The sequence below is a fragment of the Vibrio penaeicida genome, from assembly GCF_002933855.1.
In the GTDB taxonomy this organism is placed as follows: Bacteria; Pseudomonadota; Gammaproteobacteria; order Enterobacterales; family Vibrionaceae; genus Vibrio; species Vibrio penaeicida_A.
Genome location: NZ_BFAQ01000047.1, coordinates 51,003 through 63,985, shown reverse-complemented (window position 1 = coordinate 63,985; position 12,983 = coordinate 51,003). Strand labels below are relative to the sequence as shown.

The window sequence follows — 12,983 nt, the reverse complement described above, 5'->3', positions numbered from 1 at the left end:
CGATACTCTCAAAATTACCTCTCTTCATTATTCTTCAATTAAAAAGATCGTCAATTCAAACACACTTCACTCAAGTATTTATTGACTCGTCAATAAGTTACGAAGCTTTGCGAGTCATTTATAAAATACAGATCATCGATATTGTTGCGTTAATGTTAGGTTGATAGGTTGCAGATAGAACAATCAATTAAGAATATTGCTTTGTTTTTTAATGAAATTTTTTAGTTTTAACTTAAAAGGAATTTTTGAGATGAGTAAACTTGTAACGCCAATCTCTATTGCCGCTTTGTCTCTGTTTGCGATTTCAGCCCAAGCGAACTTTGAGGTTCCAGGCTCTGCTTTTTTCCCAACAGAAGTGAATTGCCAGTTCACAAAAGATATTACCATTGGCCAAGATGCGTACCAAAAAGCTATCGATACTTCGATATTTTACGTCGGTGGAACCTGGGAAGTATTAGCGCCTTTATATAGACGAAACGATGGTTTGTACAAAGGCGACACGGTATGCAACGCGAATGAAACAACTGGCGTGTTGCTCGATACCTTCAAGATAGACTTCGTAGCAGACCAAAACATGTCTGCGTTTGCTGAGCAATACAACCTAAGTTATGTAAGCGCTCAGAGCAAAACCGAAGCGGTCTTTAAATTCAACCCTGAGCCGATTCCAGAGCAACCTTCTTGGCTTCCAGACGATCATGGCTTAGCACAAGCGCATGCCGAGGATTTGGCGGTAAAAGCCAATACTATTTTAAGTAACAATAACGTTGAAAAAGTCGCCATTGACATCAAGTGGAACTTTTAATTTTTCGGTCCTGTTAGGTCTAACTCCAAGTATCGTCCAGATATTTGGTTCAATGGGAATCAGTAAGGCTATTTCAGCTTAAGTAAAACGTTAAAAGCGAACCGATTGGTTCGCCTTTTGCTGTTTTAACCATTCTTCAAAACTCAATTTGGGGAGTGCAGCCCTAACCTATTTCCTTCTGAATCATGGAAGATTGCAAAGTATCCACTGTCGTCGGCATGAGGTGATTTAGGAATAACGACTTTTCCACCACTCACCTTTACTCTATCAAGAATACCTTGAAGGTCGTCTCCACCATTCAGGTAGATAGTGACACCACTTGCCGAAGGTACGGAACCTTCCCCTTTTACGATAACACCAATAACTGCCTGCTCCTCATAAGGAAGTACGCCCATTTCCATGCCTGGCATTTCTACTTTTTCAATTTTAACGTCCAGAATAGCTTCATAAAATTCGATGGCGCGTGAAATATCGGTCGCTGGAATTTCAAATATTGAAACGTAACTGTTCATACTTTCTCCCTTTTGATTCGTTACAGGTTCGCTTTTGTGTTTATTCAATTCGACTCTATCTTCGCTATAACAAACAGTGTTACCAAAAATGAGCACTGCAATGGTAAGAATAAATCGAAAAGTAGCTTTCTTCATACTGCCCACATCTAAGAGTAGAAACGATGAGGCAACATTAAACGGATGACGGGAGGCAAAATTGTAAAAATACGACAAAGTGATTCATTTGTAGAGTTTGGAAGATAGCACCATGTTTTCATGACCTAAAAACTCTTTTGGAGTAACACCAGTAAACTCTTTGAAATCTTTGATAAAGTGCGCTTGGTCGTAGTAGTCGTTTTTATAGGCGATATTTGTAAAGCTTTCGCCTTCTTCAGTGAGCAACATTTTTAAAGCGCTCTGCAATCGAATTAATTTGCTTAGCTGCTTTGGACTAACACCGATTTGCTTAACAAACGCTCTCTCTAGTTGCCTTCTTTTTGATGGCTCTTCTTTCATAATCTCACTAATCGATGTACTTCCGTTTGTTGATAAAAGCGTATCTATTGTTGACGTAACAATGTTGTCGACCACCAGCTGATCACTGAGTTTATTCAGAAGAAAGGATTCGACTATCTCTATTCTATGTTTTGTATCCGTTGCTAGGATGATCTGCTCTTCCAACTTTTTTGCAGATTCTTTGTCAAACAGCGTATCTAAAGGCGTTTCTTTGTTTGCCAATGTGCTGATCGATGTACTCACAAAATTAGCGAAACCATAAGGATAAAAGCTAATTGCAAATGAGTTTACATATCCTGTAGGTTCGACAAAAAAAGGCGTTGTGATCTGCCCTAGCACCATAGAGCGAGGTTGTATAATAAAATCCTCTTCAGACGTATATCGCTTGATATCGTCTCCAAGTATGAACACCATTTCTATTGCGCCATCAGGAACGATTCGCTGTCTTTGCTGCTCCGCGGTTGCAGGAACTTCCAAAGTCCAATAACGACTAATGAGCGATTCCAAATCTTGATGGGGCTGAAAAGTTTGATAGTCCATGTTGAGTTATTCCTTTTATCAGCTTCGGAGGTGTTTGTTGGGGTTGCATTAAGAATATAGGCATTCATTTGATCACTAACCGATACAATGCCACAAAGCTACGATTCAAATTGAGCTTTTTCCATTTACATACGTGAAAATCACATACTTATCAATTACGTATTTTCCGAGTAGGTTCTAGCTAATTATAAGTGGAGTTTAATAAAGAGTACCCGTTACTGTAAATTACAGACCCTCACTATTCAAAGGTAAGGACAAAATGGCAAAGTTTTTGTTGAAAGGCTTGTTGCTTGTTTTAACCACATTACCCATTTTAGCTATTGCGGAGTCTGTTGATTTGTTTAAGAAAAGAGTCGTGCACTTATGCCCAGAAATCAATGGTCGATTGATGGATGGAGATAAACCTCTTAGCGGTATCACTATCGAAAGAGGAGTTGCCTATGGTGAGCTTTATGAAGATGAAGTCATCACAGATGAAGATGGGTATTTTTCATTTCCTTTGCATGAATACGAGACAAGAAAGCCGCTCATTCCAATTGCAGAAACCAGAGTGGTCAGGTACTTATCAGCCAGAATCAATGACAAAGACGTAAAGATACTTTATTCGCCAATAAGTACTTTGAATCCAGTTGAAAGTATCACCCGTTCGCTATCAAACATGGTATGCAACATAAAAACCGAGCTGGGCGTTTTTTCATTTAGTTATGATAATGGTGGGAAGATACCTCAGGATTTATACAGTATTTGTCATCTTGAATACCTTGAATATAAGGGGAAACATTAATGACGCCTCTATCACCTAAGTGCAGATTAGACTTCGCAAGTAATGTATATGATATTGAAAGTGGTGAAAGAAGTAACCGTTGCTAGGTTGTATCGAGCAGTAAGACAAGCAATAGCCTAGGCTAAAGCGGCTTGAGGCCTATAGTTAAACAATTGAAAACTTACTCTAGAATATAAAACTCCAAACAGTACGCACCAAAAAGAGCCTGCAGTTAAACCGCAGGCTCTTTGCGTTGGCCTGTAATATTCTGAATAGGATTTGCACACTGATTTCATAAATACGGTTTATTGAATGACAAAATGGCAAGCCATAAGCGTTATCGAAACAAGACTTAAATACCCTCTTATCGCGTTCCAGCGCCCCCATTTTTGAAGATAATGTTGCCATGTTTGATTCAGTTGGGTGCCTGAATCTTTTAACCGATTATTGAGTGGAACATTAAAGAATAACGTTATAAGAAAACCGGATATGGCGAGCCCTGAGCCTAGTAGAAAGAATGGCATTGTTGGTGCTTGTGCTTGGTACAAGAAGATCAAAATGCAAAGAAAGCTACTAACTGGCGAGCAGAAAAATACCGTCAAAAATGCCTTATTCAAAATGACCTCATTAATTCTCACCATAACTTCTGGTGTTTTTAGCTCTTTCAATACTGGCATTACTGTGTTGTTGAAAATGAAATAAAGCCCAGCAAGTAGCGATGTTGTAACAAAGGCGACAATTTCCAGCACCATCAAAAATGAATCAAACACACTATTCTCCTTTCACTTGGTTAGATAACCAAGCTGTTGAATCGGTAATTGTGTATTTAATAGAAATGGGCAATCATTTGATTTGCATAAAGTTCGTAATTCTTTGCAGGAAGTACAAAAAATGCCTAACAGCAACCTAAGCGCTCAAGATCGTCTACGGGACAAAATCACCCATCAAACAGAAAATATTTCCCCACTGGCGTATTTAACAATGAGAAGCGTCTTTTACACGCACTCTCTGTTAGAAGAACCTTGGGGAATATTGATGCCTAGTATCCCCTCATGCTGTATGTTTCATCTTATTACGAGCGGAAGCGCTACCTTAAATATTGGGGAGAAAAGCATAGAGCTCCAAGAAGGTGATTTTATCCTCCTACCCAAAGGAATGGGGCACAGTTTTGTGGATAGCAAAGGGTCTGAGGCGGTCAATCTTTTAGATTTGGAAATAGAGAAAATTGGGGATCATCACGAGCAGCTTGTTATTCAAGGTTCTGGTCCCAAAACTCAAGCATTATGCGGTACGGTTGTGTTCGACAGCGAGCTTGCTCATTCCATTACCAATTCGATGCCTGATTTCGTTTTCATTGGTTCTGATTCGCACCTCTACTCCACCCTTTCCCAAACCGTATCTTTGATTCAGAAAGAGCTCGCCCACGAAGAGTTTGCATCCAGTATCGTCATCACCAAATTAGCTGACATCTTGATTCTCCAGAGTATCCGATCTTGGATTTCAGAACTTCCTGCAAATGACCAATCTTGGATTAACGCTCACACAGATAAACGCTTAGCAAAGGTAATGGCGACCATTCACCACTCCCCTGATTCAAATCTTGATGTCAATACACTTGCCAAGATTGCCGGAATGTCTCGGACGGCGTTTATTGATCATTTCAAACAAGTAGTAGGTTCAACACCCAAAAAGTACGTCACCGATTGGAGATTGAATCTCGCCAAAGATAAGCTCACCAAAGGGAACGAATCCATTATAAGTATTGCGATGAGCGTTGGTTATCAATCTGAAGCCGCTTTTAGTCGGGCGTATAAAGCAGCCTTTGGTTTTCCCCCTTCCCAAACCAAGAAAGCTTGATCTTGTGAGGCGCTTTGTCGCTTCTTACATCAAGAACCGAACAGGCTAATTTTAAAATCCACAAATATCCATTTATTTAGATTATTAATCTGAATAAATATCACAAACATAGTAATTAACTCTAAAATAATGCACCAAGCTGCTTACTTTACAAATATTGCCTGATAAGTTCGCATTGCTCTCAGAAATGATACAGAGAGCCCTATCTTCATACACATCTGTTCAATAACCGAGTGTATGGAGAAGGTAATAAATCAATAAAAACAGGTAATTAAATATGATTTTAAAAAGAAGCTTCGCTGCCCTCGCCATTTTAACGGCTTTTAACGTCTCCGCTTACGAACACTACTCCGTATTTGAAGATTATGTGGACTCCAATAGCGTACAAGCAACCACAGCTCGCTTGACTCAAGTCGCGAAAGAAGCCAGTGGCGAAACGACAGTAGCGGGGGCGTATTCTTACGACCATCTAGGTAGAGTGACTCAACGAAATTACGCAGACAGCACTTTTGATTATGCATACAACGAACAAGGCTTATTGCAGTCTGCTCGCGCATTGATGAAGCACGGATCAATCAATAGCTACGTACGACACACAAAAGAGAATTTCGTTTCCGACTACAGCTACAACGCTCTAGGGCAAGTTACGTTCGAAAACAAAAAAGTGTTTCATGACGAAGCAACGAATTTAGACGGCACACCTATCGCGTCATATCGAATTCAATACACGTACGGGGCAGATGGTAAGTTGCTTCAACGTAGACAAGCCCCAATTACTGGGGAAGATACCGCCGTTAGAGAGTTTCACTATTACTACCATGAAGACGGAAAGCTAAGAAAAATTCGAGAAACTCGATTCTCTACACCAAAAGAAAAGAACACGTTGCTCCTTCAGTACCACCCGAATGGAGAGATTAAAAAAGCGACTCAAAAGCTATTTGGTAAGCCAACAAAAACCGTTGAAATGGAATACGTCGATGATGGCTCTCTCGTTTATGGTGTGTATTACGCCGATCCAGTCAAAGAATGGAAAGTGGACGTAGACTTCTTTGGGTTGGCATTTCACCCAATTCGCAATCTTAAACAAACTGTAGAAGGGAGCGTGACGAACTACAGTTACCAATACCATAACCATGATGGCGACGTTCTGCCAGACAGTTTGGAGCTATTGCTCACTTTCCCTACAGGAGCGAGCACAACGTTGAACTATAATATGAGCAACAAGTAAAGAGTATCCAGAAACTAAGGCGAGCAACGTAGCTCGCCTTTTTCTTTACAAAAAGCGAACCTTATTAATAAACTGACTTCTAATCTTGACCAAACAAATGATATAGATAATAACAATCAGATGCTTAAATAATTAGTGAACATTTTCGCTTGAGTTTTGTTCAAATTATCTGCAGTTCATAATAAAAAATAAGGAAAATGGACATGAGCCATACCATGCGCTTTTCGCTACTTGCTGCTTTAATTTCAGGTGTACTTTCCCCAGCCCATGCAACGCAAATCACCAAACCTAACGATACAGCAGTACAAAAAGCCGTACTAGATTCGGCGGATGAAACGGTTCCAGAAACAGGTGCTTCAAATGCACCACTCTGGCTGCGAAATACCGCTTTGTCTCCAGATGGCAAAACCTTAGCTTTTACCTATCAAAGTAAGATATTTCTGGTTTCAAGTAAGGGGGGCGATGCTAGGGCTATCACCAATGGAGACTTTTACCCGCATAATTTGATGTGGTCACCCGACAGTCAAACACTCGCATTCGCAGCAAACCCTTATGGTAACGATGATGTATTCACTATAAACCTTGAAACTGGCCAGATGGCTAGGCATACGTATCATTCTGGCTCAGATATTCCCACTGGGTTCAGCGAAAATGGTGATGCTTTGTTGTTTAGTACTTCAAGGCTAACCAATAAAACGCAAGATTTTTACAGCTTGCCAGAAGGATCCTTGTACCCTCTCGGGAATCAGCTCTATCGAGTCGCACTTCATTCTAATCAATCCTCCGCGGTTCTGAGCGTACCGGCGAAACATGCGGTTTGGAATTCCGATGAAACGAAGTTGTTGTACAACTCTCCACACAAAGACCAAGAATATCGCAAGCATCAACGTTCTTTTGCGGTTCCAAACATCTGGCTTTATGACGCCGTCACAGGTAAACACAACCAGCTCACTGAAGATCGTATTTCGGCACAACAACCTATTTGGAACAAAGATGAATCCGGTTTTTATTACCTCAGTGAACGCGATGGGAATTTCAATGTGTGGTTTTACGAATTAGCAACCGCAGAAAAAACTCAAATTACGCGTTTGTCTAGCCACCCTGTTCGACACCTGTCTCTTGATGAAAATGACAACCTCGCGTTCTCATATAATGGTGAGTTATACACTAAGAAGCAAAACGATAAAGCGGCAAAAAAAGTAAATATTACTATTCAAAATTTCACTCCAAAACCTAGCCAATACCACTTCACCAATAATGCCACCAGCTTTGTCCCATCAGAACTCGACGTAGGTGAAATGTTACTGAGTTCGTACGGTGATGTTTATGCTTTCAATGCAGAAAAAACAACGGTAAAAAATATAACCAATACGATTGGTGCGGAAAAACACGTCGACTTCACCACAGACGGCTATGGTGCCATTTATAGTGCACTGCGGGATGGAAAATGGGGGTTATACGCGGCATATTCCGTTAAAGAAGAAGAACTCCTGTCGAAAGCAATCATTACTGAAGAAACCCCCTTCCTTGTTTCTGAAGAACATAATGTCACTCAACCAAAATACTCTCCGGATGGGAGCAAGCTCGCGTTCGTTGTGGATGGAAGAGCACTTCACGTACTTGATCTCAGTGACAGCAATGAAAGCTCTGTATTAGACAAAATCGAAGACGCACTTACTTCCAAAAATGAAGAAGCCACAAATTTGGGCGTGGAGCTTATTTCTGCGGAAACAGTCAGTGAATCAAACCAATTGGAATTTTCTTGGTCTCCCGATTCTTCACAACTTGCTGTGCACTTATCGCCTAGCCCTTATGTAGAGCAGGTTCATGTTGTTCAAGCCGATGGAAGCCAGTCTTCAATTAATGTATCTCAAAGTGGCTTTTACAATGGCATGCCACAGTGGAGCGCAAACGGCAGAATTCTATTTTGGAAAACCTCAAAGTACGGTACAAAATCGGCGGATGGTGAAGACACCGGATATACCCTTAACGGCGTATTTGTGAATAATCGCGCTAAGAAAGATTTTAGAGACGACGTCGAACTGCCCGAGGAAAATGAAAGCGCACCGAGTTATGCTTTCAACGCTAACAATATTGAATATCGCGAGGCATTCCATCTCCCCTTCTCTACCACAGTAATTGGTGCGCACTTAATGGGTGATCACTTGCTTGTCATCGATATGTATTCAGACCCATCGGGCGATTACAGTACTCGCGGGTTTAGTTACAACATCAGAACCAATGAGTCTTCATTACTGTTTTCTGGTCTGCCAGAAGCCAAGAGCGTTTACATATCATCGACCCAAGAATTCGCTTACTTGCTCACCGAGTATGATGTGATTGAAGTAGAGACGAATTCAGGTGAACCGATATATCACGCCATTGATCTTCCAGTCGATTTTGATGTGGCACCGAGAAGAAAAGCCGCATTTGACCAAATCGTTACCCAAACAAAAGAACAATACTACCGCCGTGATATGGACAATGTGGATTGGGACTTCTATAGCAACAACTACCGAAAGTTTCTACCACACATTAACAATGACCTCGACTTTGCCACCATTTTAAGTGAGCTCAGTGGCGAACTGAATTCTTCTCACACTGGGGGATATGGCTATCCGAAAGCGCCTATGCGTTACGACGAGACGGCATCGCTTGGGTTAGTATTTGCCGAAAACATTGCCCCCTCGTTTGCGCGCACAGAATCTTCGAATACGGATGCAAAATCCGATGCCGAAGAAACTGCCGGCGAAAATGCAGACGAAACTGCCGAAAAAACGACTGAAGAAAAGACATTGTCCAACCTCATCATTGAAGAAGTGTTGCCCGGCGGCCCTGCCGACATTGAAGACGTCGTGCTTAAAACAGGCGATCGCGTTACTGCTATAAATGGAAAACCCGTTTCTAACCTCGCTGAACTTTCTCAGGCATTAAACAACAAAGTAGACACGCCTGTCTCCGTTACTTTAATGAGAGGAGAAAAGAACACTTGGCAGCAAGAAATCACCCCAATGAGCGATGGAGAGCAATATGGGCTGGTTAGCAAACGTTGGGAACTGGCAAGGCGTGACCACGTTCTTAAAACAAGTGAAGGCAAAGTCGGTTATGTTTACTTGCCAGACATGTCAGCTAACAGTTTTGAGCACCTTCGAGCAGAAGCGCTTGGCCGCTTAAGAAACACAGAATCACTGATCATTGATGTACGCTTTAACCGCGGTGGCTTCTTAGCTGATACCTTGATTGAGTTCCTAACAGCCCAAAAAGCGGCGGTTATCGTTCCGCAAAAAGGCAAACCCGCATCGGATGCTAGCCGACGTAGCTGGTTGAAACCTTCGGTGGTGATAGCGAACTCCGCGTCCTATTCAGAAGGCTCTGCGTTTAGCCAATATTATCAAGATCTAAACGTCGGACCTATTGTTGGTGAGCCTGTTCCAGGGACAGGAACGGCGGTAATGGGCGCGTTCTCTTCAGTTTATCCTGATATTTTCTTTAGCTTCCCTTACCTTCCATTAAAAACATCCGATGGTCGTTACTACGAGAACCTTGAACTCATCCCTGATATTCAAGCCTTTAACCGACCTTCTGAAATTGTTGTTGGTAAAGACACGCAACTGGATACCGCCATTGAAGCGGCATTGAGCCAGATTCAACCGTAAAGGCGAGTTGGAAGCGTTTTTTAACCAAAGCCTTTATTGAACCAAGGCTAATATTGATTAATTTTAAGGCGAGTATTGCGGCTCGCCTTTTTATTTGAAGCAGTAGAATAGTAATCACGATGGCGGATATTTGACGTTATTGCCCAAAATTGACGATACCAATCCAATAAGTATCAAAGCTCTTATTACTTTGTAAGATATCAACCATTTTAGCTGGCTTTAGTAGTGGTATACCTCCTTTTCGAATTTGATTGTTCTCGCTGTCTATAAAATCGCCCAAATACCCTTAATTCATTGATATTAATTACTTAAATATACATAAGTTAATTCACCCTTTCCGTAAAACAAATTTTTCTATTTTGTTAATCTGGAATTAAGTGCATGTTTTCACATAAAAACAACATGAATAGCAACTTTAGTCATATTAAAATTCTTTATACTCAACCTGTTGATTAAAAAGAGTTTTAGTCACCCATCTGTATAGCCCACTGGCTCTAGCTAGCTGATTTCTCACAAAATTGTAGGAATTCAGCGGATTGAGGCAATCAGGCCCAATGAGTTAAATTCTTTTGGGAACATTCCCGTTCTTGAAGCGATTGAGATTCCAATATTTTTGCTGCCTAAACGAAAAAATCATGCGTTAACCGCACGTGTCTTATGCGGTAGTTGTTATTGATTTAACAGTTAATGGAAGCCCAATCAAAGCACACCGACAACGCTCATACCCTATTTGAACGTACCTACATAAGAAGAAAACAACAAATGACAAGCTCTCACAAAAATAGCTTAAATCGCCCTCATGTCGCCATATTAGGTGCAGGGATTTCAGGCTTAGCCATGGCCCATGAATGCCGTAAGCGTGGATACAATGTGTCCATTTACGATAAGGAACAGCAAACTGGGGGGAAGTGCCTTGGTACGGTTGTTCATGGGTGTGTACACGAACTCACTCACAGACAACTGTTTGCAAAAAACCATAATTTACTTAATTTTTTAAAGGAAATACCAACGGAGACAGGAAGCTGCTTTGATTCTCTATACCCCCAAGAGCAAGTGCAGTTTGTGTGGGGCAAAAAAGGCAAAACCATGCAATTTCAACGTCGCTACTTTCGTCATGTCGAAAAGCTCATGGATGATGCCAAATCTGCCTACGCGATGCTCTACTCAAAGGTCCCTGTTCAAGACGTGCTTTGGTTTAAAAAACGGTTAGAGCAAACCTTATCTGCGGAAAAATTGCTGAAAACACCCGTCAGCGAATATTTTGAATATCAGCAAAGACCTAGGCTATCTCAATTCCTAAAACCCGTACTACTAGGTTGGATTGGTGCAACAGACAGTACACCAGCGCTATCCGTGTTAGATCTGCTTAACAATAAAACGGGCACGTTTCACCCTGACTCTCCAAACGCTTACAGCCTAGGAATTCGAGAACCTATAGGCGATGCCTTTATTACTCCTCTTACCGAGCATCTTATACAAAGTGGTGTTCATTTTTATCTCGGATGCGAAGTCACGTCGTTGAAACAGAATGAATCTGCCACATCGATTTCTAGTGCTCTCACAAAAGAGGGGGAAACTATCGAAGCCGATTTCTTTGTGCTGGCTTTGCCTGCTCATGTTACTGAAGCACTGCTCGGTAATCACAGTAAAGCACTGGACTACAATTATGTATTTAGTCACGGCTTCCAATTTCATTTTTCTCAAATGCCCGCCAGTTTAAAGAGGAAAACCGTGGGTATAGCGGTCGACTCGCCGTGGGGGCTGAGTTACCACATTACCAGTAGAAAAGTGGGCCAAGTTGAACGAATTTGCCTGTCCGTTACTGCGACGGATTTAAACCATGCCTTGGGGGATGTATACCAGCGCCCTATGCTGGAATGTAACGAGCACGAAGTGCGAACTGAATTGCTAACGCAACTCTTCGGAAATACCTCTTTAGCCGAAGAAGAGGCTTTTATGAGTTTTCATGTTGGGCTAGGAGCGAAACTGGTTCCAGAGGAAGAGTTAGAAACAAGCTACAAAACATGGTTTAAGGGCGGCACTGTAAGAGACGAGCAGGGAAACAAGCAACGCTGGGTTATTCAACACGCTCTGACCCACCCGACAGCAAAAAGCATGCAATCCTTATCGGTTGATGCCTTTCACAATTTATTTTTGGTTGGAGAGTACCTTTCAGACTCTAAGCAAACTTGGCATGTCCCCGTAACTCTAGAGCGCTGTATTGAAACGGTGCGTTTAAGTGCTGAACAGCTGAGTGCAAAAGAGGACGTCGCATGAACAACCGCGTTTATGCACCACTTTCCTCAGTACTATTCTTAGCGATTTGTTTTATTTATGGCAGTGGTTTCTATCAGCTTGTACAAAGCTCGGTATTCATAACATTATTGTTAACCTTGATATTTCCTATCGTTTTTTGGCCGCTAATAAAAAAAGTCGGTAACGACGAAGAAATCAAACGTATCCTGTTTCTAGAAACAGGGTTTAACTTGCTGTGTTTTTTAGCGATAAGCCATTGGATCCAAGTTGGTTTCATCGATAAAGGGTTAGTTGTATTTTTTCTTTTTCAAGCTGGCGGTTTTATATTCGTTCAGTTAAAGAAACAGGCAACCATGTCGGCATTAATTTCATTATGTTTAGCCGCTGCTATTGCTTATTGGACCGTTGAAAGTGCTCAAACTCAGCTAAAAGGTGACGGCGCAATGCTTCTGTTTGGTCATGCTGTACCATGGCAAGTTAAAGTGATATATGGCGCATGGTTAGTTCAGTTGTTGTTTGTGGAGTATAAGCACGTACTTCCTAAACTCACGCTTATGTCTTGCCACATTGCTTCCTACATTATTGCCATTCATGCAGATGATTTTTTTCACGCTCGCATAATTACGGCTAGCCACTTACTGTTCTTAGCGCTTTGCTTTGATTTTAAGTCAATGGATTGGGGAGGTCGCCAGTTTGCGACTTCAACGGTGGTGCAACAATTCGTCTCTAAGTCCTCGGTGCAGCATGGATTGTCGGCGAGTTTATTAGCCATCGCTTTATCCAGTTTGGGGACATTGCTACTGTTTCATTAATAACGATGTGAATAGATGAATATAGGGGGGATGTCTGTCTCCCTCTATATTCCGGTGGTATT

At 41.6% G+C, this 12,983-nt stretch carries 10 protein-coding genes; 7 read left to right on the top strand and 3 right to left on the bottom strand.

Going from position 1 to position 12,983, the window contains the following annotated elements; genetic code table 11:
- Positions 1-250: 250 nt before the first annotated feature.
- Complete coding sequence (locus VPNCDNU1_RS23905) at positions 251-802, top strand: hypothetical protein (RefSeq protein ID WP_104402681.1); 552 nt, start codon at positions 251-253, stop codon at positions 800-802.
- A 143-nt stretch (positions 803-945) separates the two neighbouring features.
- Here the strand turns inward: VPNCDNU1_RS23905 and VPNCDNU1_RS23900 are convergent, their stop codons facing one another.
- Positions 946-1,314 carry a VOC family protein gene (locus tag VPNCDNU1_RS23900; protein ID WP_104402755.1) on the bottom strand — a complete coding sequence of 123 codons (369 nt, stop codon included), beginning with the start codon at positions 1,312-1,314 and terminating at the stop codon, positions 946-948.
- Between the two features lie 219 nt (positions 1,315-1,533).
- Positions 1,534-2,349, bottom strand: a complete 816-nt coding sequence (locus tag VPNCDNU1_RS23895; protein WP_104402680.1) for an AraC family transcriptional regulator — start codon at positions 2,347-2,349, stop codon at positions 1,534-1,536.
- A 259-nt stretch (positions 2,350-2,608) separates the two neighbouring features.
- On the opposite strand from VPNCDNU1_RS23895, the gene VPNCDNU1_RS23890 reads away from it, so the two are divergent.
- A complete protein-coding gene (locus tag VPNCDNU1_RS23890) occupies positions 2,609-3,133 on the top strand; it encodes a DUF6795 domain-containing protein (protein ID WP_104402679.1) in 525 nt (174 codons plus the stop codon).
- A gap of 284 nt (positions 3,134-3,417) precedes the next feature.
- Here VPNCDNU1_RS23890 and VPNCDNU1_RS23885 read toward each other — a convergent pair whose 3' ends face one another.
- Positions 3,418-3,882, bottom strand: coding sequence for an anthrone oxygenase family protein (locus VPNCDNU1_RS23885; protein WP_104402678.1), 465 nt, complete (start codon positions 3,880-3,882; stop codon positions 3,418-3,420).
- Positions 3,883-4,003: 121 nt separating this feature from the next.
- Here VPNCDNU1_RS23885 and VPNCDNU1_RS23880 point away from each other — a divergent pair, with 121 nt between their 5' ends.
- From VPNCDNU1_RS23880 to VPNCDNU1_RS23860, 5 genes are all read left to right on the top strand, one after another.
- The gene (locus VPNCDNU1_RS23880) at positions 4,004-4,969 is read left to right on the top strand and encodes an AraC family transcriptional regulator (RefSeq protein WP_104402677.1); all 966 of its coding nucleotides are present in this window, start codon (positions 4,004-4,006) and stop codon (positions 4,967-4,969) included.
- A gap of 277 nt (positions 4,970-5,246) precedes the next feature.
- A complete protein-coding gene (locus VPNCDNU1_RS23875; protein WP_104402676.1) occupies positions 5,247-6,197 on the top strand; it encodes a hypothetical protein in 951 nt (316 codons plus the stop codon).
- Between the two features lie 203 nt (positions 6,198-6,400).
- Positions 6,401-9,853, top strand: a complete 3,453-nt coding sequence (locus tag VPNCDNU1_RS23870; RefSeq protein WP_104402675.1) for a S41 family peptidase — start codon at positions 6,401-6,403, stop codon at positions 9,851-9,853.
- A gap of 762 nt (positions 9,854-10,615) precedes the next feature.
- The gene (locus tag VPNCDNU1_RS23865) at positions 10,616-12,130 is read left to right on the top strand and encodes an NAD(P)-binding protein (protein WP_104402754.1); all 1,515 of its coding nucleotides are present in this window, start codon (positions 10,616-10,618) and stop codon (positions 12,128-12,130) included.
- Positions 12,127-12,921, top strand: a complete 795-nt coding sequence (locus VPNCDNU1_RS23860; protein WP_104402674.1) for a hypothetical protein — start codon at positions 12,127-12,129, stop codon at positions 12,919-12,921. The genes VPNCDNU1_RS23865 and VPNCDNU1_RS23860 overlap by 4 nt, the downstream gene beginning before the upstream one ends.
- Positions 12,922-12,983: the final 62 nt, after the last annotated feature.

Bases quoted from the DNA above. Each gene is read 5' to 3' on its own strand.
- VPNCDNU1_RS23905 (WP_104402681.1), top strand. From the start codon at position 251: ATGAGTAAACTTGTAACGCCAATCTCTATTGCCGCTTTGTCTCTGTTT.
- VPNCDNU1_RS23900 (WP_104402755.1), bottom strand. From the start codon at position 1,314: ATGAACAGTTACGTTTCAATATTTGAAATTCCAGCGACCGATATTTCA.
- VPNCDNU1_RS23895 (WP_104402680.1), bottom strand. From the start codon at position 2,349: ATGGACTATCAAACTTTTCAGCCCCATCAAGATTTGGAATCGCTCATT.
- VPNCDNU1_RS23890 (WP_104402679.1), top strand. From the start codon at position 2,609: ATGGCAAAGTTTTTGTTGAAAGGCTTGTTGCTTGTTTTAACCACATTA.
- VPNCDNU1_RS23880 (WP_104402677.1), top strand. From the start codon at position 4,004: ATGCCTAACAGCAACCTAAGCGCTCAAGATCGTCTACGGGACAAAATC.
- VPNCDNU1_RS23875 (WP_104402676.1), top strand. From the start codon at position 5,247: ATGATTTTAAAAAGAAGCTTCGCTGCCCTCGCCATTTTAACGGCTTTT.
- VPNCDNU1_RS23870 (WP_104402675.1), top strand. From the start codon at position 6,401: ATGAGCCATACCATGCGCTTTTCGCTACTTGCTGCTTTAATTTCAGGT.
- VPNCDNU1_RS23865 (WP_104402754.1), top strand. From the start codon at position 10,616: ATGACAAGCTCTCACAAAAATAGCTTAAATCGCCCTCATGTCGCCATA.
- VPNCDNU1_RS23860 (WP_104402674.1), top strand. From the start codon at position 12,127: ATGAACAACCGCGTTTATGCACCACTTTCCTCAGTACTATTCTTAGCG.